Genomic DNA, 22,060 nt, shown 5'->3' with positions numbered 1-22,060 from the left:
CGGGATTATTATACCATAAATTAACACGCTTGGGGGATTTGGGAGAGTGGGCATAATTTTTGCGTATCGTGTTTGGTGGGTGGTATGATGATTAAAGAAAGAAACAGTTTTCATAACTGTATTTAATTTTAGGAGGAATTTAGTAATGACTTATGAATTACCAAAATTAGAATACGCGTTTGACGCATTAGAACCACATTTTGATGCACGTACAATGGAAATCCACCATGACAAACATCACAATGCATATGTTACAAATTTAAACGCAGCGGTAGAAAAACACCCTGAATTATTCGAAAAAACAGTTGAAGAATTAATTAGCGATTTAAACACTGTTCCTGAAGATATCCGTGTAGCTGTTCGTAACAACGGTGGCGGACATGCAAACCACAGCTTATTCTGGACTCAATTATCTCTTGATGGTGCAAAAGCTCCAGAAGGTGCTTTATTAGCAGCAATCAACGAAGCATTCGGAAGCTTCGACGAATTCAAAGCAGCATTCTCGCAAGCAGCAGCAACTCGCTTTGGTTCAGGTTGGGCATGGTTAGTTCTTTCAAATGGAAAATTAGAAGTTGTTTCTACTCCAAACCAAGACAGCCCTCTATCAGAAGGTAAAACTCCATTATTAGGATTAGATGTATGGGAACATGCATACTACCTAAACTACCAAAACCGTCGTCCAGACTACATTTCTGCATTCTGGAATGTTGTAAACTGGGACGAAGTAGCTCGTCGTTTTGAAGCTGCTAAATAATCAGTAAATAACGAAGACCGATGTTTCCTAAGAAGCATCGGTCTTTTTGCGTTTATATAGAATCAAGATTACTAGTAGAAGGGAAGCAAGGCTCACTAGGCTTCCTTCCAGTAAGAATGGAGTCGTATAACGATATTCGATTCGGTGAGTCCCTTTGGAGATAGTAAATCCAAGAAGGCTATCCAAAATCTTGTACGTATCTACTTCTTGACCGTTCACCCATATTTTCCATCCTTTAGAATAAGGAATCGTTGTAAGAACGGTCGAGTCTTCGAAGACCTCCATTGTTCCTGCAAAATGAGTAGCAGAGAAAGTTTCCAGTTTTAGCTCTTGTTCTTTTGTTTTTTCTAATCGCTCGTTTAAGAGAGAAGTATTTAGTGAGTAGAGATTTAGTTTAGAAAACTCAAAGCCATCATCTTTAACGGTAATGCGAAGGATTTGCGGTTGTCCTTTTTGGTTCTTGGCGACGCTGAGAAGAACGGGTTTTGATTGAACTGGATAAAAGGCATACGGTTCACCGTTTAGCGTCATCTCCAAATCTTCTTCACCCATCGTTCCCGCCATTTCTAAGTAAATCGGATCATCGGTTTCAGGAGTAAAGGTGAGTGTAATCGTACCATATTGAGTCTTGTCATCAACTTGAATGCGTTGATACACGACTGGGGAATCGATGATATTTTCGAAAGTCGTCTCATAAGAAACTCTTGTGAAAATATTTTTCGGACTTGTTGTTCCGCTAAGTGCGTTCGCCAATTGGTTTTGCATCGTAATCGGATGGTTTGTTGGCACCTTCATCGATTTCAGAATCGGTTTCATCGGATAAGCAATCGAGAGAACGTTTTGATTTGTGACAACGTGTCCCTCGTTAAAGGTTGCGATTGTTAGTAAATCTTCCAAGTCTTTTCGTTCCCAGCGCTCGTTGTAAGTAGCGTCTGTGGTTTCGATAAAGGTATTCTTGATTCCCAGTAAGGCATCTGTTAATAGCGTGCCATTGCTGTAGTTAACATAGGCGGTTCCTTGGCGAACACCGATCGCATCAAAGAATTTTTCTGTTTCTTTTTCAAAGGTAGATGAAAAATGGGATACGCCATAAGTTGGAACTTGAAGGCTATCATTTTTCGAACGAAGAATGGTTTTCTCACTGCGATAAAATTCATTTTCTGCAGGGCGTAATACGTTAGACCAGTTTGCTAATGACGATTGATAAGCCGTGAATTCAGAATTCATGACATATCCAAGTCTGGATAAGGTGATGATGCTGTTTAAAAGCAGTTCGATCACTACAAATGAAATAAGGAATTTTTGATGTGTTCTTTTGCCGCGTCCGATTAAAATGAGACCATACAAGATTCCCATTGAGAGCCCGAATCCAAGCGCGATTTGCCAGCCTTGTAGGTAGTCTTGAGGAAAGAGTATAAAACCAATGCTTGTTGCTAATACAAGGAAGAAATACACAAATGTCTCATGAATGCCAACCGCTGTTTTCTTCAGTGCCCATTGATAACCTAGAAAGATCATCCAGAAGCTAAAGAGGAATGAGAAGCGATATGAATACCAATTTGGTAGTTGTCCGGCATGCCACAGTTTATCAAACATCTCAATATTGAAACTAATGAGTAGGACAATCGCAATGAATAGCGCGTAAAGGCGTTGGGATAGTGCAATCTTTTTCTCTTTGAAGTAGCAAAGGAAACTAAACATTGCCAGGCTGCCAACGAAAATATTTGGATAGCCTTTTTGCATTTCATGGAAGTCGAAACTACCGATAAAGAGTTTTGAAGCTATCAGTAGCGGATTATATTCAGACTTTAGGCTCCAAGTGATGGTAGTCGCTGTCCCTTTACTACCAAGTAGGCTATAAAACGTTGGAAGTAGAATGACTGTAATGAGTCCAACGGAAAGGACACTATAAAAGATAAAGTGGCCAAACTGTTTTATAAAACTTTTCCATGAGAAGGAATCATTTATCATTAAATAGGCATACGGGAAATAGAGACCTAAGAATAGGCAAATCATATACCCCGTATAGTAGTTACTCAAAATCGTGAGCGATAAAGGAAGTACATAATATAATGGATTTCGTTTTTTTAAGAGTGCATCCACGCCAAGGACGATGAGTGGAAGGCCAATGAGGGCATCTAACCACATCATATTAAATTGATTGGCTGAAAGATAACTCATAAATCCGTATGAGAGTGCAAAGAGAAGCGTCGTCCAATTTCTTTGTTTGAATTTCACATCCAGCAACACTGCAAAACTAACTGTACAAGAAACGAGTTTCAAGAAAATAAGAAGAGAGACACCCATGGCGATGGCCGAGTGAGGAATGAGTAAAAAGAGAAGATTAAAAGGACTCAACAAATAGTACGCCCATAAACTCACCATTTCTCCGCCAATAGACTTCGAGAAGCTATAGAAGAATTGCTCTGGGTGATGCAAGAGAGTGTCTTGGTAGTAACTAAAGAAGTCGACATATTGCTGCCCAAGGTCGATTGTTAGCCATGTTCGATTTCCAAATGGGGTGATTGTAAAGAGTAGAAAAATCGCTAAAATCATCACAGCTGGAATCAAAATGCTGAGCGTATAGTATCTCTTCTTGGTCATCGTCTTTTCCATGGTAGTCCTCCTTTCTAGTCGTTACTGTTAGCATAGCATGGAAACGAGTAGCCTGCACGAAAAATTAGTCTTGAACGCAAAAAAATCTTAACCACTTTCTAACCCCTTTTTTATACAGATTAGGGCAAGATTTATGGTATACTGTTATGAGTTACTAGATGTTATATGGAGTGTATTATGCTTACTAAAAGAAAATTAAAGAAGAAAAAGAAAAAATCACATATTCCATTTCGCTTGAATTTATTATTTTTAATTGTATTCTTTTCATTTATTGCCTTAATTAGCCGTTTGGCGTATATCCAATTAGTAAAAGGAGACGAGTTTGTTGCGCTCGTACAACGTACAGAGACAACCACTGCTAAAAAATCAGTTCCGCGTGGATCGATTTACGATAGCCAAGGACGTATTTTAGTGGGAAATAAACCAAAACTCGCTATTAACTATACAAGACCTGCAGATGTTAAAGCGTCAACGATGTTAGAAACCGCTAAGAAATTAACAACATTGATTTCTGTGGATGCTTCCGAGTTAAAAGAACGTGACTTGAAAGACTATTGGGTAGCGACAAACCCTGACAAAGTCGATAGCCTTCTAACAGCAGAAGAGAAGAAGAGAATCGCGAAAGAGAATCTCTCGACGAGTAAAACGTATGAAATGCAATTGGAACATATTCCTGCCGACGAATTAAATTATAGCGATGCCGAAAAACAAGTGATTGCTATTTTCACGAAAATGAATAGTGCGTATGCCTTATCAACAGTGACACTGAAAAATGAAGGCGTCACAGAACAAGAGGTCGCTAAAATCAGTGAACGCCTTGGAGAGCTTCGCGGGGTCGACGTTGATTCTGACTGGGATCGTGAATATCCAATGGGCGATATGTTGAAGACAATTCTTGGAACGGTATCGTCCGAAAAGACGGGGCTTCCTTCGGATAAAGTGAAGTCACTTCTAGCGCAAGGCTACTCACTCAATGACCGTGTTGGAACAAGCTATTTAGAAGAACAATATGAAACAGTGCTTAGCGGAACGAAGACAGTTGTAAAATCACAAACCAATACAAAAGGTGAAGTGGTGAATACGACTGAAACGTATCCAGGTAAAGGCGGGTCAAACCTTGTCTTAACGATTGATACTGAATTCCAAAAGAAAATTGAAGAGATTGCAAAGAAGTCTGTTGAAGAGATGACGGATCCTGCTGCGGACCGTGTGTATATCGTTGTAATGAATCCAAAAAATGGAGACATTCTTGGAATTACAGGGAAGAAAAAGAAATTTGATGAAAACTTTCATTCAACGGGTGTCGAAGACGATGCTCTTGGTGCCATCAATAACTCATTTGGAATGGGGTCTGTTGTAAAACCAGCAACCGTCCTATCAGGGTATATGGATGGAGCAATCACGCTTGAGGATAATACGATTGTCGATGAACCAATTGAATTCGAAGCGTCTAAACCAAAGAGTTCATGGTTTAACCGTAATGGTAAAATGGAATTAACAGACTTAGATGCCTTAGAACGTTCATCAAACGTTTATATGATTAAACTGGCGATGAAGATGGGTGGACAAACAACGTACGAAAAAGGCGGACGTTTAAATATTAATCTAAGTCTATTTGACAAACTCCGTGAGTATTACGCGCAGTTCGGACTTGGTGTTCGTACAGGGATTGACCTTCCAAATGAAGGAAAGGGGTATAATGGTGGTACAGCCAATGCCTTCTCAGCACTTGACTTTGCGTTCGGTCAGTTTGACTTATATACACCGCTGCAATTAGCACAATATATGTCTACCATTGCTAATGGTGGTACACGTATTGCCCCACGTTTAGTAAAAGAAATTCATGAAACAAGTCCAAGTGGTGGCATTGGTAATTTAGAAGATGTCGTTCCAACGAAGATTATGAATTCGATTCAAGTAAGTAAAGAAATCTTGGATCATATTAAAGAAGGGCTATACCGTGTAACGCATGGTGAAAACGGAACGTCTGCTACGACATTCAGAACGTATTCTCCACAAGTCGCTGGTAAAACAGGGACTACCGAAGCGTTCTATTCGGGACCAAATCCAGCATATACTAATGAAGCCGTTGAAAATTCAACCTTCATCTCGTATGCACCATACGATAATCCAGAAATCGTAGTAGCTGTTGTTGCTCCGTACTTCAAAGATGGATACCCATCTGACTATGCTGCCAAAGTGGCTAAGCAAGTCTATGATGCTTATTTTGGAAAAACAAGCAGCTCTTCACAAACGAATGAAGCAACTGTTAACTCACAAATTCGACAACAACAAAATAACCGACGTTAAGAAGAAACTGGGTGGTCGTTTGTGCCACTCAGTTTTTTTGTCATTAAAGTTTAGTAAAATCGATTGTTGAAAGACGTAAAACCAATTATAATAAAGCAAAATGGAGGCGAAATTATGGACTTTACAGAAAAAACCATTCAACGAGATATTAAATATTCAGGACGTATTTTTACAGTGACACAAGATATCGTAGAACTACCAAATGGGAAAACTTCTACGCGAGACCTCGTGTTCCATACAGGAGCAGTAGCAGTGCTTGTCATTCGTGACGGAAAGATGTTACTCGTACGTCAATATAGAAAACCATTAGAAATGCATTTCTTAGAAATTCCAGCGGGAAAATTAGACTCGAAGGAAGAAGTGCCTCTAGAAGCCGCAAAACGTGAATTAGAAGAAGAAACAAATCTTGTTGCAAGTGAATGGGTGAAGATGATGGAAATGGTCTCAACACCTGGATTCTGCGACGAGAAAATCACATTATTCCAAGCAAAAAATGTAACGGTCAAGGAAGATGCAAAACCTGCAGATGAAGATGAATTTGTTGAAATCTTATGGATGCCACTAGAAGAAGTGATGCAAAAAATCGAAGCCGGCGAAATTGCGGATGCGAAGACGATTATTGCAGCACAGTATGCTTGGATGCATAAAGGAGAATAATCAATGCCAAATGAACCTTTATTAACGAGAAAATCGTATAAAGAACAATTAGAAAAACAGAATCGAGAGTTAGAAGAACTAGAAACTAGACAAGAGCGAAGAGACAGTCGTGGACGCTCTTATGAAAGAGAAGAAGAGTTTCAGTCTGAACATGAGGAAGAAAGTGTACAAGTACACCGTACTCCAAAATCAGGACTAAAAAAGTACAATCATTTTCTAAACGTATGGCTTGTTTCAGTAGTAGTTCTTTTAATTATCATTCTTGCGATTCAAATGTTCTTTTAGAATAATTTTCCTTTTCATTTTCACATCATTATGATAGGATAAGGCATATATAGAAAACACATTGATGGAAAAGGGTTTTTAACAAAGCTTTTCAGGGAGGAAGATCCTGACTGCAAGTCTTCCAAGTAACGTTTCAAACTTTTCACTTCCGGAGTGACCATTGGGATTCACTGATGAATAATGGTTCGGGTCGCCCCCGTTAACAGCGTCCAAGTGTCTTGAGCAAGTCTCAAGGAACAAGGGTGGTACCGCGAAATTTCGTCCCTTATAGTCTATTGGCTATAAGGGATTTTTATTTTTATAAGGAGGAATACAATGAATTTAGAAGAAATGAAAGTACAGTTTGATGCGATTCGTAAAGATGTGCTTGCTTCATTAGAAGAAGTAACAAACCTTAAAGAGCTTGATCAAATTCGTGTACAACAATTAGGGAAAAAAGGACCAATCACAGAAGTTCTTAAAAACATTAAAAATTTAGCCAACGAAGAGAAACCAAAAGTGGGGGCTCTTGCCAATGAATTACGTTCTGTATTAGAAGAAAAAATCGCTTCTGTTAAAGAAGTGCTTGAAGCAAAAGCATTAGAAGAAGCGTTACAATCTGAAACCATCGACGTCACAATGCCAGGACGTCCAATGGAACGTGGAACTGCGCACGTATTAGCGCACGTTCAAGACCAAGTAGAAGATTTCTTCATCGGCCTTGGATATCAAGTGGTAGAAGGCCCAGAAGTGGAATCAGACCACTATAACTTCGAGATGATGAACTTGCCAAAAGATCACCCAGCGCGTGATATGCAAGATACATTTTACATCACTCCTGAGTACTTACTTCGTACACAAACTTCTCCAGTACAAGCTCGTACAATGGAAAAACATGACTTTACAAAAGGTCCATTGAAGATGTTAAGTCCGGGTCGTGTATTCCGTCGTGATAACGATGATGCGACTCACTCACATCAGTTCTATCAAATCGAAGGTCTTGTTATCGATAAACATATTACGATGTCAGACTTAAAAGGAACTCTTTCGGCATTTGCCAAAGAAATGTTCGGGGAAGAGCGTGAAGTGCGTCTTCGTCCAAGTTACTTCCCATTCACTGAACCATCTCTAGAAGTGGATATTAGCTGCTTCAAATGTGGTGGCGAAGGCTGTTCTGTATGTAAAGGAACAGGTTGGATTGAAGTGTTAGGTAGTGGGATGGTACATCCAAACGTCCTTGAAGCTGCCGGTGTGGATTCAACTGTCTACGGTGGATTTGCCTTCGGGTTAGGTCAAGACCGTATTGCAATGTTGAAATATGGAATTGATGATATTCGTTCATTGTATACAAACGATGTGCGTTTCTTAAGCCAATTTACGAAAGAATCATAAGAGGAGGAAGAACATGAAATTATCATACGAATGGTTAAATGAATATATTGATTTATCACAAATCACTCCTCAAGAATTAGGAGAAAAAATGTCTCGTACAGGGATCGAAGTCGATAGCGTAACGGTTCCAGGCGAAGGCTTAAAAGGACTAATGGTTGGTTTAGCAACGCAAGTCGTTGACCATCCAGACTCAGACCACTTACACGTTGTCACAGTAGACGTAGGAGCTGACGAGCCACTTCAAATCGTGTGTGGCGCTCCAAACATTGCAGCAGGCCAAAAGATTATCGTGGCGACTCACGGTTCACGCATTGCTGGTGGTCATAAAATTAAACGTGGAAAATTACGTGGCGTAGAATCTCAAGGGATGATTTGTTCCTTACAAGAAATCGGTGTGCCAAGTAACTTAGTTCCAAAAGAATACGAAGATGGAATTTACGTCTTCACAGATGACAGCATTGAAGTTGGAAGCGACGCCATTCATGCCTTAGCGCTTGATTCAGCGATTGTGGAACTCGATATCACTGCAAACCGTTCTGACGCGTTAAGCATGCGCGGTTCTGTTCACGAAATCGGTGCGATTTACAACTTGAAGAACACTTTAGAACCTGATGCATTCGAAAAAGGAACGTCTTCTGAAATTCCAGGCGTTGTTACAGTTTCTGTAGAAAACGAAGCAGATACTCCTGCATACCACGCATTTTTAATCGAAGGCGTTAAAGTGGCTCCAAGTCCACAATGGTTGCAAAACCGTTTAATCGCAGCTGGTGTCCGTCCAATCAATAATTTAGTAGACGTAACAAACTACATCTTGATGGAGTACGGGCAACCGCTTCATGCATTTGACTACGATAAATTACCTGAAAAAGCAATCCATGTTCGTCGCGCAACAGAAGACGAGACATTAGTGACTTTAGATGGGGAAGAACGTACACTAGAAAACGAAATCGTGATTACTTCAGGCGGCAAACCAGTCGCATTAGCTGGGGTAATGGGTGGATTAGACACTGAAATCTCAGACGAAACAACTACAGTCTTATTAGAAGCAGCCCTATTCGATCCTAAAGCGGTTCGTCTAGCGTCACAAAAACATAACTTACGTAGCGAATCAAGTGCTCGTTTTGAAAAAGGCATTAACAAAGCAACCATCGTTCAAGCCGGAAAACGCGCTGCAGCATTGATTGCTGAGCTTGGTGGCGGAACAGTGAAAGAGGCCTTTGCTTCTGCACAAAGCTATGATTTAGAATTACCAGTTGTAAGCATCACTCTAGAACGCTTAAATCACGTTTTAGGAACAAGCTTAACTCTAGATGAAGTGAAACAAGTATTTGCGCAATTAGAATATCCAACAACTGTAGAAGGAACACGTTTCGACGTGACAATCCCTGCATGGAGATTTGATATTTCTATCGAAGCAGACTTAGTAGAAGAAGTGGGTCGTATTTACGGATACGATAAGATTCCTGCAACATTACCAACAACTGAAAGTACAGTGGGTGGCTTAACAGATAAACAACGCTTCATCCGTTACACTCGTCAATTCATGCAAGGGGCTGGACTTTCACAAGCGTACACTTACGCATTAACAACTCCAGAGAAAGCAAAATGGTTTACGAAGAAAGATGCAACAAGCGTGCGTTTAAGCTGGCCAATGAGTGAAGATCGTAGCGAATTACGTCAATCACTATTACCAAGTTTATTAGAAGCCGTTCAATACAATGTAGCTCGTTCACAAAACAACGTGAAATTATTCGAAGTAGGCCGTGTATTCAAACTAGGTGCTGCTGGCAATGAAGATTTCATTGAGAACGAAGTCATTGCAGGTATTTTAACTGGAGATGTGACAAGTGCGAACTGGAACCATAAAGCAGAGAAAGTTGATTTCTATGTGGTAAAAGGAATTCTAGAAGAGTACTTCGCACAACTTGACTGCTTAGACCGTGTACGCTTCGAGCCTTTAACAGACATTGAAGATTTACACCCAGGACAAACAGCGCGCATTCTTTTAGACGGCGAAGCGATTGGTTTAATTGGTAAAGTTCATCCAACGGTTCAAAAAGCATTAGACTTACAAGACACATTCGTCTTCGAGTTAGATGTGGAACCATTACTTGAAGCGAACTTACAAGAAGCAGTAATTCAATCTGTTGCGAAATATCCAAGCATGACGCGCGATATCGCAATCTTAGCACCAATTTCATTAACACATGCTGAGTTAGTAGATGTCATCCGTGCAAATGCGGGTGAGTTCTTATCGAAAGTAACGTTATTCGACGTTTATAAAGGGGAACACGTGCCAGAAGGATTCCAATCATTAGCGTATTCATTATTGTTTGTGAACCGCAATGCGACGTTGGAGGAGGATGTTATTAAGTCCGCCATGACTTGCGTAGAAGAAGCATTAGTTGCTTTAGAAAATGTATCTATTCGATAAAATAAAGTAAGTACGAAGATTATTTTATGTAGTACTATAAAAAAATTAGATTACCTTCGGTTATCTTCATAATAACGACAATAGCTGTACCAGATTGAGCCAAGGTCTCAATCCTACCGAGCCTTAAAGATTCTCTAGAAAATAAATTTTCAAGAGAATCTAATTCGCATCGGTTACTAGTTGCTATTGTTGTTATTATAGAAACCGAGGTAATCTTTGTTTTTATACATAAGATAGATAATCTTCGTACTTTTTATTGTATTAGTTTATTAAGTGCTAATACTTCTTCTGCGCTCGTAAAATAAGAAGAACAAAGGACACCGGCTCGAGCCGATGTCTCTCGCCTTTGAAGCCTCAAAGAGGGAGTAGGGATTAAAATCCTTACTCCCTCTTATTCATTTCAATGCTACTCCCACTATTCTTTCAATAAACTGATTCTTTTTTGTAATCCTTGAACTTTGGTCAGTTAGATTATTAAAAGCACTAAAGTTGTTCTACGCTCGCTAAATAGAAAGCGAAGAGCCTTACGTCTCAGTTCCTATCAAGCCTCAAACGGATGCTAAGAAATAAATTTCTAGCATCCGTAATTCGCATCGATTACACACGCTATTGTTGTTATTATAGAAACCGAGGTAATCTTTGTTTTTATACATAAGATGGATAATCTTCGTACTTTTTTTATTGTGCTAGTTTATAAAGTGCTAATACTTCTTCTGCGCTCGCTAGAGAAGGAGAGACGATGAAATTATCATATATGATAATTACCATATTTGATAATCACGTATCATTTATGATACGTATCATAAATGATACAAAAGAAGATGTAACAAAAATGTTACGTCATATTTTTGTTACATCTTAAATTTAAAACAAGAAAACAGCACCAAGGACGACTAAGGAGTGTCTTTGGTGCTGTTTATTTGGTTGAGTTTATTCTGTATATTCAACATAACCTTTTTCTTGTAATTTAGCTGCAGCTTCACTAATTTTCACTGGTTTTGGTTTGGTCGCAGGAAATTGATTCGGATCGCGTCGATGTAACTCTTTCCAGTCCATAGTTTGGTAATTATATATTACGGTTTGAATGTATTCTCCATCTTTCTTCTCAACGGTAGACTTTATTCCAGTTACATCCTTATAAAGCTCTTGACTTTTGTTCAGAAGTTGAACAACCTCTTCTTCAGATTTGCCTAATCCTTTAGGGTTATAAAAGTAAATACCCATCTGTTTATAGACGATGTCATCCTTGAAGTAGTAGATAAGAAATGTTGATCCACCTTTATCTATACGCTTGAATCTTTGTACACCGTCTTTTGGCAGAGCTTCTGTTGTATTTTGTTTATTGGACGCTACTTGTGTTGTTGGAGCAGTCGTAGTTTCTTGGGCTGTTTGTGTAGTTTCCGCAGTTGTCCCTGCTGAATTGTTTTGTCCGCAAGCCGCAAGAGCAAAAATTGATGAGAGTAATGCGATTAATATTTTCAAGTGTTTATTCATTTTGTTATAAACCTTTCTTAAAACTCCTTATATTTTATTGTTTAACGTAACCGTCTTCAAGTAATTTTGGAACAGCCTCACTATATTTTAAAGCAGTTGGATTCTCATCGGTGAATGTTTTAGGAGCGCGTTTATGAAGCTCCTTCCAGTCGATATTGTTGTAATCAATTTTGAGTGTGTGGTAGTAAATTCCATCTTTTCGTGCAATAGTGGATTCAATTCCTTTCACTCCGTCGTAGATAGAGTGTCTTTTTTTGAGAAGTTTTTGTATTTCTTCTTCGGTTTTACCCATTTCTTTAGAGTTAAACGCATATACTGCATCTTGTAGATAAACGATATCGTCTTTGAAATAATATTTTAAGGTTGTAGTACTACCATTATCTTCTAGTTTATAAACAGCTTCACCGTCTTTTGGAAGGTTGCTGCTATTTTGTGCGTTCGACTTTTTCTTGTTTTGTTGATTATTAGTCGCTTTTTCTTTATTTTGTTGATTGTCTGCTGCTTTTTCTTGGCTCTGTTGATTGTTAGCCGGGTTCAGTTTTGATTGTTTATTATTCGCTTGTGTTGTTTCTTGCGCTGCTTGTGTAGTCTGCGCTGAGTTATTTTGTCCGCATGCCGCAAGTACAAAAACTGATGAGAGTAATGCAACTGATATTTTCAAGTGTTTATTCATTTTGATAGAATCCTTTCTTAAAACTTCTTACATTTTATTGCTTAATATAACCATTTTCAAGTAGTTTTGAAACGACATCACTATATTTTAAAACTGGTGGATTATCATCTGGATGTGTTTCAGGAGCACGTTTATGAAGCTCTTTCCAATCGACATTATTATAATCAACATTAATAGTAAGGTAATAAATTCCGTCTCTACGTTGAATATTGGATTCTATTCCTTTCACTCCGTCGTAGATGGCGTGCCTTTTTTTGACGATTTGTTGAGTTTCTTCCTCAGATTTCCCCAAAGTTTGAGGATTATAAGCATATACTGCTTCTTGAAGGTAAACGATATCGTCTTTGAAATAATATTTTATGGTTGTTGTGCGTCCATTTTTCACTCTTTTATAAACAGCTTCACCATCTTTTGGAATGGCGCTGTTACTTTGTTGGTTAGAGTTTGCATTACTTTGTTTGTTATCAGACGATTGATTTTCTGATGGTTTATTATTGGCTTGTGTTGTTGGAGCAGTGGTAGTTGCTTGAGCTGCTTGTGTTGTCTCTGTAGCACTACCACCTGAAGCTTTTTGTCCGCATGCCGCAAGTACAAAAATTGAAGAGAGTAATACGAGTGATGTTTTAAGAGTTTTCATTTTGTTTTATGCACCTTTCTAATGAGTTATTTAGCCGTATATCCAGCATCGAATAAGGTTTTTTCGAATTGTTTGAAACTTAGCTTATTGCCTTCGATAGAGAATTCGTTAGGGAATCGTTCTTTCAGTTTTGCTAAATCGACCTTTTCCATATCGATCGTAATTTCAAAAGTGATTTTCTCATCTGTTGAAGACATGCTAGAAGTGACGCCAGGTAAGTTTGTATATAAACTTAGAGTGGCTTGTGCTAAGGCTTGAGCACTTTGTTTTGGAAAATCTGGCCCCATTGCTTTAAGATCCCATTCGTTTAAAATGGTAATTTTCGTTACGGTATCGCCTTTATGTTCTACCGTAGTGGTGGTTTGTGCCATTTCATTTTTTAGAATATAGCTTGAAGACTGGGTCCCTCCGCAACCGAAAAGGAAGAAGAGAGTAGTCAACAGTAATGCGAATGCTTTGATCGATTTATTCATAAGATCTTATTTACCTCCATTTAAAGAAAAAAGCAGAGCACATCAAGTGGGCTCTGCTTTTAGGTTGCATTATTGAACTTCTTTGAATCCCATTTGAACGAGGTTTTCTTTTACTTTAGCTAAGTTTGTAGGATCGTCAAAAGAAACTACTGGTGGATATGCTGATTTCAATTTCTCACGATCGACAATGGTGTAGTCAGTTTCATAAGTTTGGATGTACTTATCGCCTTCTTTTTTAGAATCAAACTTAAATCCTTTAAGCTCTGTAATTTTATTTTTTAAGTCACCATAAGTTTGTTCTAAAACAGATTTTTGAATCTCGTAACTTTGTTTAACGGCTTCTCTTGAAGCTTCTGGAACATTATCAACACTAAAATCTGTGATAACTTCTGTAATCGTTCTTTCAATAACATTACCTTTTGAGTAAAGCGTTAATTTTGTTGTAACGTTTGTATTCACCAGCTCGTATACAGTTTTAACTTCGTTCGCATCTGATTGCGCTGCTTTTGTTGATTGTGTTGGAGCAGTGGTAGTTGCTTGTGCTGTAGTTGTTACTTGTGTCGTTGGAGCTTGAGTAGTAGCTACAGTTGTTGTTTCTTCTTTTTTACTTTGTCCACATGCAGCAAGTAACAAACCTGCAGAGGCTAAAAGCGTTAGTTGTTTGATTTTTGTATTCATAGAGCTACGTCCTTTCCGCTTTTAAAAATTTTATTGAACTTGTTCAAAAATGGCTTGATTTTCGAAATCGGATTTCATTTCACTGAAACTAGTAAAAAGTTGGCTTTTAGGATCAATCTCTTTTAGTTTTGCGAAATCAATCTTTGTATAATCAAATTCTTCAATCGTTGTAACAGTGTATCCATTAACTTCATATGAAATAGAAACGCCGTCTACAGAACGATATATTTCTTTACGCTCCTTAACATCCTCTTCAGTAAAAAGTTTTTCTTGTTTTAGGAGTGTGTCCTTTGCATTGCCAAACTTTTCGAAGTTTCTGTGTGTTTTTAAGACTACTTTTGTGATAGTATCGCCTTTATGATAAACGATGTATTCCGTAACCTCTGGACCCAATGTAGCTCTAAAAACTGCGACCTCTTGACCTTCTGGAGCTTGTACAGTTTGTGTAGCATTCTCCTTGGCAGCAGTTGTTTGTTTTTCTTTATAGCCTTGTTGAACGAGGGAGTCTTTGTATTCAGAGTAGCTAATAGTATTATCATCACGAAGATTCAAATTTGATATAGATTCTTTTAATTTTTGCATATCCAATTTTGTGTAATCGAATGAATAAGCAAACGTGAAAACATCATCTTTGTAATCTGTTTTTATTTCAACTCCTTTACCAATAAAATCTTTCATTTTTTCTTGTGTTTTTTGAGCAGTTTTTTTAAGCAATTCAAGAGGGTTTTTCTCTTCCATTTTTGAAACAATAAATTGGGTTACTACTTCTTGTTTCAATAAGACATCATCTTTATAATACAATGTCACAGTGTCTTTACCACTGACACTAACAGTTTCAAAAACTGCTTTTTGAGCATCTTCTAAGCTATAAACAGTTGTTGGAGTAGCTATCGTTTCTTGAGTTGTTGTCGCAACTGTAGTTTCTTCTTTTTTACCTTGTCCACAAGCGGCTAGTAAGAAACCTGCAGTTGCTAAAAGCGTTAGTTGTTTTACTTTTATATTCATTTTATAGAATTCCTTTCTATAAGTTTATGATTAGTTAACTCTTGTAAATCCGGCATCGAGTAGAGATTGTATGATTTGCTCGTAATTCGTTGCCTCTTCCTTAGATGTAAAATCTGGATCAATTTCTTGCAGCTTGTCAAAGTCTACATTTGAATAGTCTACTTCATATGATTGGATGTATTTAGTTCCTTCCATACGAAAATCAATTTTTAGGCCAGTGACTTCTTGAATTTGATCTTTGAGTTGATTATAGCTTTGTTCCATATTTTGCTTTTGTGTTTGCAACGCCTGTTTGAAAGCTTCTCTAGAAGTTTCTGGTAAACCTGATATGTCAAAATCGATAATGGAATCGGTAGTTATTTTTTGAATCAAGCCATCTTTAAAGGTAATCTTGACTTTCGTGATGTTGTTTCCATTAATTTTTTCAAATGCGACTTGGCCATCTTTAGCATCCGATTGTGTACCCTGAGTAGTTTGCGATAGGGCAGTCGTTGTTGCTGGTGTAGTCGTTGTCGCTTGCGTGGTTGCCTGAGTTGTGGGGGCTTGAGTCGTAGCAATCGTTGTTTCTTCTTTTTGACTTTGACCACAAGCGGCTAGGAGTAGTGCACTTGTAAAGAGGAGTGCGGATACTTTTGTCAGTTTGTTCATAATAAACTCCTTATTTTGAAATCATATTATTATTTTTCTACATAACCAGCCTTGAGAAGTTTATCTCTAAACTCAGAGTAACTAACCGTATTGTCATCAGTTAGTCGTAAATTTGGCTCAATTTCTTTGAGTTTTTTCATATCGGTTTTAGTGTAATCGAATGAATAAGTAACAGTGAAAATATCATCATTGTGTGATGATTTATACTCAAAACCTTTACCGATAAGATCTTTGTATTTTTGTTCGTCTTCCGCAGAAGAATTTTTAAGTAATTCAAGAGGATTATCTGCATCAATTTTTGTCAGTTTATAATTCTCTACAGATTCTTGTTTTAATAAGACATCATCTTTATAATAAAATGTCATTGTTATTGTACCAACTCGATCACTAATTTCAAAAACTGCTTTTTGAGCACCTTCTAAGCTATAAACAGTTGTTGGAGTAGCTGTCGTTGGAGTAACTGTCGTTGCTTGCGTCATAGCAACCGTAGTTTCTTCTTTTTTCTCTTGTCCACACGCACCTAAGAGGAATGCACTGGTAAAGAGGAGTGCAGATACTTTCACTGTGTTCTTCATGCAGAGTCTCCTTCATTTTTGAAAAAAGGGGAGAAGAGGTCCCTCTTCTCCCTATTGAATTTAGAATTTTACTATTGTTTTTCTTTATAGCCACCATTAAGGAGACCCTCTTTAAATTCAGAGTAGCTTAGAGTTTTATCATCACGTAGATTTAATCCAGGAATCTTTTCTTTTAATTTATCCAAATCGATTTTAGTGTAATCGAATGAATATGTAATCGTGAAAATATCACCTTTGTGTTCTGTATTATATTCAAACCCTTTTCCGATAAAGTCTTTAAGTGCTTCTTTTGTTCTGGTAGCATTATTTTGAAGTTTTTCAAGAGCGTTTTCCACCTCTAGTTGTGAAAGAGTATAAACTTCTACTGTTTCTTGTTTCAATATGACATCATCTTTATAATACACAGTCATTGTTTCTGCACCACCCTTAGCGCTAGCTTCAAAAACTGTTTTTTGAGCACCAGCCGGCATTTCTGTTTTTGCTTGAGCAACAGTTGTTGGAGTGGCTGTCGTTGGAGCAGCCGTTGTAGGCGCAGCTGTTGTTGGTGTAGCTGTTGTTTGAGCTTGAGTAGTAGTAGTTGAGTCTTGCTTTTGTCCACAACCTGCTAATACTAGACCAGCTGTGAATAGAAGTGCGAATGCTTTTGTTGTTTTGTTCATGATTTTTACCTCACTTTTTGTTATGTATCGTAAAACCGGTATGAGAGAGCTCTTTACCGGTCTTACTTACTTATTTAATTATTTCTTTTCTTTATATCCAGCTTGTTCAATCAATTCTTTAGAAGCTTTGAAACTTACCACATTACCTTCTCCAGAGAATTCATCTGGGAAAGCTTTTTTCAAATCTTCCACTTTAGCAACGGAATAGTCAATCGTTACAGTTTGAGTAATAATTCCGTCTTTTGATTCTAGACTAGCAGTGATCCCTTTGAGAGTAGTGTATTGATCATTTTGTTCTTTAAGCTCTGCCATTGCTTCGTCTTCAGAGATTGGTAATTCAGAGATAATGTATTTACTTTCAGCAGTTTGCTTTGTTACGACGTCTCCCTTATAGTAATAAGTTAATGTTGAAGTCTGCATTTCATCCTTAAGTTCGAATGTTGCAGTTTCTTCTTTCGCACATCCTAATAGTACGAATAATGCTGTAAATAACACAGCGAATAATTTCATTGCTTTTTTCATGTACTTCATCCTTTTGGTTTGTAATATATTCATAACTTTTTGTTATGTATCATAAAACCGGCAAGAGAGAGCTCTTTACCGGTCTTGCTTATTTAATTATTACTTTTCAGTATAGCCAGCTTTGATTAGTGCTTCTTTAGAAGCTTTAAAGCTTACTTTATCACCTTGACCAGCAAAATCACTTGGGATGGCTTTCTTTAAATCAGAAAGTTTAGCAACAGTGTAGTCTACAGTCACAAATTGAGTAACAATGCCATCTTTAACTTCTTGAGTAGCAGTTACACCTTTAACTGAGTTGTACAAATCAGTGTTTTCTTGGAATTTTTTAAGTGCTTCTTCTTCTGAAATTGGAAGTTTTTTTAAATCAATTTCAGATTTTGCTGTTTGTTTAGTAACAACGTCTCCTTTATAGTAATAAACTAAAGTAGAAACAACACCTTCTCGCTTTAGTTCGAATGTAGCAGTTTCTTCTTTCGCACATCCTAATAGTACGAATAATGCTGTAAATAACACAGCGAATAATTTCATTGCTTTTTTCATGAAATACATCCTTTCAAGTTGTAATATACATATATTATAAATCTAATAATTCTAATATGCAAGCCTTTTTACAAAAATGGGTGCCAATGAAGGTTGACAATTGCTAACGGTTTGAATTTACTTGAAATGTGCTATACTAATCTTACAGTGAAATGGAGGAAAAAGTATGAATCAAACTGTAAAATTCTTGAAAGAACTTGTGGCAATTCCGTCACCAACTGGCTATACCAAAGATGTGCAAGACTATTTAATCGATGTCTTAAAAGATATGGGATATGAGCCAACACGTACAGCAAAAGGATTAGTGGTTGTAACAATACCTGGAGTAATAGATATGCAACAACGTGTGGTAACGGCACATATTGATACACTTGGTGCGATTGTTCGTGCAGTAAAACCAGATGGACGCTTAAAACTTGACCGTATTGGTGGATTTGCTTGGAATATGATAGAAGGAGAAAACTGTACAGTTCACGTTGCTAGCAATGGAACCACTGTTTCTGGAACAATTTTATTACATCAAACAAGCGTACACGTATATCGTGAAGCGGGAACGGTGGAGCGTAGCCAAGATAATATGGAAGTTCGTTTGGATGCGAAAGTGACAAACGAAGCCGAAACACGTGCATTAGGAATTGAAGTAGGGGACTTTGTATCCTTTGATCCACGTTTTGTCATCACACCAACAGGATTCATCAAGAGCCGTTTCTTAGATGATAAAGTGAGTGCAGCGATTTTATTAACCTTATTAAAGAAATACAAATCAGAAGGCATCACGTTGCCAGTAACGACTCACTTCATGTTCAGTTGTATTGAAGAAACTGGAACGGGAGCTAACAGTAGCATCCCAGAAAAAGCAGTCGAATTCTTAGCCGTGGATATGGGTGCGATGGGGGATGACCAACAAACAGACGAATACACCGTTTCTGTCTGTGTGAAAGATGGTTCTGGGCCTTATAACTTTGATTTCCGTCAACATCTTGTATCTCTATGTAAGGAGAAGAATATTCCATTTAAATTAGATATTTATCCTTATTATGGAAGTGACGCCTCAGCAGCAATGCGTGCTGGAGCAGAAGTGAAACACGCCTTACTCGGTGCGGGAATTGAATCAAGCCACTCTTATGAAAGAACGCATCTTGATTCGGTTGAAGCAACGCAACAGTTAGTCGATGCTTACCTTTTAAGTTCATTAGTAGAAGCTTAATAGGATGCCTTTCCAACAGTGTTTGGGAAGGCTTTTTTTGGGTTTGAAAAATTTTTGAAGAATTTTGTTGACAAGGGTTCTATCAAAGAGTATACTCTAAAACGTAAAACTTACGATTTAGAAAGTGGGAGATTTATGAACAAAAAAGAAAAGGCGATTTTAGGAGGAGCAGTAGCCCTTGGATTGCTTTTTGCGTCAGGCGCCGTATTAACACAGCAACAAGCTGCATCGACTGACACAACAACCGAGGAGACAACCATTGATGCCGAGCGTATGGCAAAATACGAACAGGCAGCGAAAGAAATTAAAGACAATAAACCAAAGACAATTGTCGGAGAAGTCTTCGAGAATGGGTATTTGAAAAAACACGGAGACCATTATCACTTTGTATATGGTGCGCCACCGGCAGATGCCATTTACGAACAGAAAAAACCAGGTGCGACAACGAGCACAGTAGAAGACAATTATGTCTTCAATCCAAACGATATTGTGAGTGAAAATGAATTAGGTTTCGTTGTTCGACACGGAGATCACTTTCATTTTATTTACCGTTCACAATTAGCAAACGCACAGACAGTGACTAGAGAAGTAGAAGACAATTACGTCTTCAATCCAAACGATATTGTTAGTGAAAATGAGTTAGGCTTCGTAGTTCGCCATGGAGATCACTTTCATTTTATTTACCGTTCACAATTAGCAAACGCTCAGACCGTGACTAGAGAAGATGAAAACGGCAAGAAGAGAACGTGTAAATTATTACGCATCCCACATGGAGACCATTTCCACGATGTATTAGACTGTGGAGATGGTAGTGCTTCTTATACATTTGACGATGAACCAACTTCAAGACCGTCGACTGGTGGCAACCACACAGGAGTCGCTAGTACAATCGGGACTGTGACACCATCAAGTCCAAGTACAGCAAGCACACAACCTGTAACACCTCCTGCAACAGATATTGCGACACCGCAAGCTGAGGGGTGGACATTACAATCGCCAGAGATTCAAAAATATTTAGACTACATTGTCTATGCTTACGGCGTAGAACGAGATACGATTAAGTTCGAGTCTGTAACAAATGACAAAGGCGAGTATGTCGGAAAAGTATTTGCCTTCCAAAACATGGAACAAGGGCAAGATAAGAACCATATTCATCCTTGGGTGATTCCATTGAAACGTTTTGAAGTGCCAAACTCTGACCCATCGATTCCTGCAGAAGTGAGACTTTCTCAGGAGATTGATTTAATTGCAAGACGTATGGGGATTTCTCGTACAGCGATTCGTATTGTGAATGGACGCTTCGATATTCCGCACGGTGACCATAGTCACTCCATGAATATCGTCAACAAAGATGGTATCGAAGCCTATGAGAAAAATAAACTTCCAGTCATTGTGCCTCCATTTGTGGCAGGAGATGTGAATGTGAATGACGTTTTTGCCAAAATCGATGAAGTCAAAGCGCGTGCCAGTGAAAAATACAAAGATGATCCAGTGACATTCAACCGTATTTTAGTAGCCTTGAACGAATATAAAGAACAAGTGCAATTAAAAGGGAACTCAACAGAAGGATTCGTCAAAGGATTGGAACGCTTCGAGGCGCAAACGATTAATCACGAGACAGTCGCTGCAGAAGAAGTAAGTCCTGAAGAACAAAAGATGAACGCGACTCACGAAGAAACGGTTCGTATGGTTGGTGAGTTGAACTTACAAGACTACGGCGTAACGGCTGACGAGTTAAAAGACTTAGCTTCAAAAGCGCGTGCATCCAATACAGAAGAGCAAGTGAACGCGATTCGTTCATTAGTACAAGCGTTACGTGATGCCAACGACCGTATTAGTATTGAAGGAATGCGTTACTTATACTTCTTAACACAACACGTTTTAGACCAAGAATTACCTGCTACGCTTCGTGAAGAAGTGGCAAGCTTAATTAAGCGTTATATGGGTTCACGATTGAACTTTGCGACGACACCTGTTGAATCACTTATCATCGAGTCTTATCGTGCAAAATTAGCGATTAAGGAATCTCATGCGAAATCCGATGGTAAAGTCGATGCAACAATCGGAAAGAATCTAAAAGAAATTTTAACGCCAGCTTCTGAGGAAGAACAAAGCATTTTTCAAGAAGCAAAAGACTTCGCTGAAATGGCGCTAGATGAATCGGATAAAGATAACAGCACTCCGAAGAGCTCTATTCTAGATGTAAAACCTTCAGAGGAAAAACCATCCGAAGAAACAACAACGACACAAAGCGAAACGACAGAAACAACAGAAACAACAGAAACAACAGAAACAACAGAAAGTACGACCGCTTCTGTAGAGACAACAGAAGAAACAACGGCTACAACAGAAGCCGCTACAACAGAAGCCGCTACAACAGTAGAAACAACAACTGTTGAACAATAGAACTTTTAAGCACGTAACTCTTTGAAAAAGAAGAGTTGCGTGTTTTTGTTTCCTATGAATAGGTGGTTTAGCGGTATTTATGGTATACTAATACAGCATTCTAGTTGAAGGAGGGA

20 protein-coding genes are annotated in these 22,060 nt (G+C 38.3%); 8 read left to right on the top strand and 12 right to left on the bottom strand.

From position 1 onward, the window contains the following. The first annotated feature begins 145 nt into the window (after window positions 1–145). Complete coding sequence (locus O3798_RS01580; protein WP_371462747.1) at window positions 146–754, top strand: superoxide dismutase; 609 nt, start codon at window positions 146–148, stop codon at window positions 752–754. A 27-nt stretch (window positions 755–781) separates the two neighbouring features. Here the strand turns inward: O3798_RS01580 and O3798_RS01575 are convergent, their stop codons facing one another. Then, the gene (locus O3798_RS01575; RefSeq protein WP_371462745.1) at window positions 782–3,370 is read right to left on the bottom strand and encodes a YfhO family protein; all 2,589 of its coding nucleotides are present in this window, start codon (window positions 3,368–3,370) and stop codon (window positions 782–784) included. A 177-nt stretch (window positions 3,371–3,547) separates the two neighbouring features. On the opposite strand from O3798_RS01575, the gene O3798_RS01570 reads away from it, so the two are divergent. From O3798_RS01570 to pheT, 5 genes are all read left to right on the top strand, one after another. Further along, window positions 3,548–5,680 (top strand): peptidoglycan D,D-transpeptidase FtsI family protein, encoded by a 2,133-nt coding sequence (locus tag O3798_RS01570; protein ID WP_371462743.1) that lies wholly within the window; start codon window positions 3,548–3,550, stop codon window positions 5,678–5,680. Between the two features lie 114 nt (window positions 5,681–5,794). Continuing rightward, window positions 5,795–6,337: an NUDIX domain-containing protein gene (locus O3798_RS01565; protein WP_371462741.1), complete on the top strand. Its 543-nt coding sequence runs from the start codon at window positions 5,795–5,797 to the stop codon at window positions 6,335–6,337. A gap of 3 nt (window positions 6,338–6,340) precedes the next feature. Then, window positions 6,341–6,622, top strand: coding sequence for a hypothetical protein (locus tag O3798_RS01560; protein ID WP_371462739.1), 282 nt, complete (start codon window positions 6,341–6,343; stop codon window positions 6,620–6,622). Window positions 6,623–6,937: 315 nt separating this feature from the next. Beyond that, window positions 6,938–7,993 carry a phenylalanine--tRNA ligase subunit alpha gene (pheS, locus tag O3798_RS01555; RefSeq protein ID WP_371462737.1) on the top strand — a complete coding sequence of 352 codons (1,056 nt, stop codon included), beginning with the start codon at window positions 6,938–6,940 and terminating at the stop codon, window positions 7,991–7,993. Between the two features lie 13 nt (window positions 7,994–8,006). After that, complete coding sequence (gene pheT / locus O3798_RS01550) at window positions 8,007–10,427, top strand: phenylalanine--tRNA ligase subunit beta (protein ID WP_371462735.1); 2,421 nt, start codon at window positions 8,007–8,009, stop codon at window positions 10,425–10,427. 930 nt (window positions 10,428–11,357) lie between these two features. Here pheT and O3798_RS01545 read toward each other — a convergent pair. The 11 genes from O3798_RS01545 to O3798_RS01495 all read right to left on the bottom strand — a co-directional run bounded on the left by O3798_RS01545 (window position 11,358) and on the right by O3798_RS01495 (window position 18,331). Further along, window positions 11,358–11,921 (bottom strand): DUF1307 domain-containing protein, encoded by a 564-nt coding sequence (locus O3798_RS01545; RefSeq protein WP_371462733.1) that lies wholly within the window; start codon window positions 11,919–11,921, stop codon window positions 11,358–11,360. 34 nt (window positions 11,922–11,955) lie between these two features. Beyond that, a complete protein-coding gene (locus O3798_RS01540; protein ID WP_371462731.1) occupies window positions 11,956–12,594 on the bottom strand; it encodes a DUF1307 domain-containing protein in 639 nt (212 codons plus the stop codon). Window positions 12,595–12,628: 34 nt separating this feature from the next. Next, window positions 12,629–13,231, bottom strand: coding sequence for a DUF1307 domain-containing protein (locus O3798_RS01535; RefSeq protein ID WP_371462729.1), 603 nt, complete (start codon window positions 13,229–13,231; stop codon window positions 12,629–12,631). A gap of 26 nt (window positions 13,232–13,257) precedes the next feature. Next, the gene (locus O3798_RS01530) at window positions 13,258–13,704 is read right to left on the bottom strand and encodes a DUF1307 domain-containing protein (RefSeq protein WP_371462727.1); all 447 of its coding nucleotides are present in this window, start codon (window positions 13,702–13,704) and stop codon (window positions 13,258–13,260) included. A 69-nt stretch (window positions 13,705–13,773) separates the two neighbouring features. After that, complete coding sequence (locus O3798_RS01525) at window positions 13,774–14,382, bottom strand: hypothetical protein (protein WP_371462725.1); 609 nt, start codon at window positions 14,380–14,382, stop codon at window positions 13,774–13,776. Window positions 14,383–14,412: 30 nt separating this feature from the next. Continuing rightward, window positions 14,413–15,387 (bottom strand): DUF1307 domain-containing protein, encoded by a 975-nt coding sequence (locus O3798_RS01520; protein ID WP_371462724.1) that lies wholly within the window; start codon window positions 15,385–15,387, stop codon window positions 14,413–14,415. Window positions 15,388–15,417: 30 nt separating this feature from the next. Beyond that, window positions 15,418–16,035 carry a hypothetical protein gene (locus O3798_RS01515; RefSeq protein WP_371462722.1) on the bottom strand — a complete coding sequence of 206 codons (618 nt, stop codon included), beginning with the start codon at window positions 16,033–16,035 and terminating at the stop codon, window positions 15,418–15,420. A 29-nt stretch (window positions 16,036–16,064) separates the two neighbouring features. Beyond that, window positions 16,065–16,610: a DUF1307 domain-containing protein gene (locus O3798_RS01510; protein WP_371462720.1), complete on the bottom strand. Its 546-nt coding sequence runs from the start codon at window positions 16,608–16,610 to the stop codon at window positions 16,065–16,067. Window positions 16,611–16,681: 71 nt separating this feature from the next. Further along, a complete protein-coding gene (locus O3798_RS01505; protein WP_371462718.1) occupies window positions 16,682–17,269 on the bottom strand; it encodes a DUF1307 domain-containing protein in 588 nt (195 codons plus the stop codon). A 78-nt stretch (window positions 17,270–17,347) separates the two neighbouring features. Beyond that, window positions 17,348–17,791: a DUF1307 domain-containing protein gene (locus tag O3798_RS01500; RefSeq protein ID WP_371462716.1), complete on the bottom strand. Its 444-nt coding sequence runs from the start codon at window positions 17,789–17,791 to the stop codon at window positions 17,348–17,350. Between the two features lie 99 nt (window positions 17,792–17,890). Beyond that, window positions 17,891–18,331, bottom strand: coding sequence for a DUF1307 domain-containing protein (locus O3798_RS01495; protein WP_371462714.1), 441 nt, complete (start codon window positions 18,329–18,331; stop codon window positions 17,891–17,893). 166 nt (window positions 18,332–18,497) lie between these two features. On the opposite strand from O3798_RS01495, the gene O3798_RS01490 reads away from it, so the two are divergent. Then, complete coding sequence (locus tag O3798_RS01490; RefSeq protein WP_371446437.1) at window positions 18,498–19,538, top strand: M42 family metallopeptidase; 1,041 nt, start codon at window positions 18,498–18,500, stop codon at window positions 19,536–19,538. A gap of 135 nt (window positions 19,539–19,673) precedes the next feature. Then, window positions 19,674–21,944: a pneumococcal-type histidine triad protein gene (locus O3798_RS01485; protein WP_371462712.1), complete on the top strand. Its 2,271-nt coding sequence runs from the start codon at window positions 19,674–19,676 to the stop codon at window positions 21,942–21,944. The last annotated feature ends 116 nt before the right edge of the window (window positions 21,945–22,060 follow it).

This window comes from Granulicatella sp. 20925_1_45, from assembly GCF_041433555.1.
GTDB lineage: Bacteria > Bacillota > Bacilli > Lactobacillales > Aerococcaceae > Granulicatella.
Note: the sequence above shows the minus strand (reverse complement) of the source record. Positions and strands in the feature narration are given on the sequence as shown.

What these genes read in the sequence shown, in the direction of transcription:
- pheT (WP_371462735.1), top strand. Translation starts at nt 8,007, where the DNA reads ATGAAATTATCATACGAATGGTTAAATGAATATATTGATTTATCACAA.
- O3798_RS01535 (WP_371462729.1), bottom strand. Translation starts at nt 13,231, where the DNA reads ATGAAAACTCTTAAAACATCACTCGTATTACTCTCTTCAATTTTTGTA.
- O3798_RS01515 (WP_371462722.1), bottom strand. Translation starts at nt 16,035, where the DNA reads ATGAACAAACTGACAAAAGTATCCGCACTCCTCTTTACAAGTGCACTA.
- O3798_RS01575 (WP_371462745.1), bottom strand. Translation starts at nt 3,370, where the DNA reads ATGGAAAAGACGATGACCAAGAAGAGATACTATACGCTCAGCATTTTG.
- O3798_RS01490 (WP_371446437.1), top strand. Translation starts at nt 18,498, where the DNA reads ATGAATCAAACTGTAAAATTCTTGAAAGAACTTGTGGCAATTCCGTCA.
- O3798_RS01540 (WP_371462731.1), bottom strand. Translation starts at nt 12,594, where the DNA reads ATGAATAAACACTTGAAAATATCAGTTGCATTACTCTCATCAGTTTTT.
- O3798_RS01580 (WP_371462747.1), top strand. Translation starts at nt 146, where the DNA reads ATGACTTATGAATTACCAAAATTAGAATACGCGTTTGACGCATTAGAA.
- O3798_RS01525 (WP_371462725.1), bottom strand. Translation starts at nt 14,382, where the DNA reads ATGAATACAAAAATCAAACAACTAACGCTTTTAGCCTCTGCAGGTTTG.
- O3798_RS01520 (WP_371462724.1), bottom strand. Translation starts at nt 15,387, where the DNA reads ATGAATATAAAAGTAAAACAACTAACGCTTTTAGCAACTGCAGGTTTC.
- pheS (WP_371462737.1), top strand. Translation starts at nt 6,938, where the DNA reads ATGAATTTAGAAGAAATGAAAGTACAGTTTGATGCGATTCGTAAAGAT.
- O3798_RS01495 (WP_371462714.1), bottom strand. Translation starts at nt 18,331, where the DNA reads ATGAAAAAAGCAATGAAATTATTCGCTGTGTTATTTACAGCATTATTC.
- O3798_RS01500 (WP_371462716.1), bottom strand. Translation starts at nt 17,791, where the DNA reads ATGAAAAAAGCAATGAAATTATTCGCTGTGTTATTTACAGCATTATTC.
- O3798_RS01485 (WP_371462712.1), top strand. Translation starts at nt 19,674, where the DNA reads ATGAACAAAAAAGAAAAGGCGATTTTAGGAGGAGCAGTAGCCCTTGGA.
- O3798_RS01560 (WP_371462739.1), top strand. Translation starts at nt 6,341, where the DNA reads ATGCCAAATGAACCTTTATTAACGAGAAAATCGTATAAAGAACAATTA.
- O3798_RS01570 (WP_371462743.1), top strand. Translation starts at nt 3,548, where the DNA reads ATGCTTACTAAAAGAAAATTAAAGAAGAAAAAGAAAAAATCACATATT.
- O3798_RS01510 (WP_371462720.1), bottom strand. Translation starts at nt 16,610, where the DNA reads ATGAAGAACACAGTGAAAGTATCTGCACTCCTCTTTACCAGTGCATTC.
- O3798_RS01530 (WP_371462727.1), bottom strand. Translation starts at nt 13,704, where the DNA reads ATGAATAAATCGATCAAAGCATTCGCATTACTGTTGACTACTCTCTTC.
- O3798_RS01505 (WP_371462718.1), bottom strand. Translation starts at nt 17,269, where the DNA reads ATGAACAAAACAACAAAAGCATTCGCACTTCTATTCACAGCTGGTCTA.
- O3798_RS01565 (WP_371462741.1), top strand. Translation starts at nt 5,795, where the DNA reads ATGGACTTTACAGAAAAAACCATTCAACGAGATATTAAATATTCAGGA.
- O3798_RS01545 (WP_371462733.1), bottom strand. Translation starts at nt 11,921, where the DNA reads ATGAATAAACACTTGAAAATATTAATCGCATTACTCTCATCAATTTTT.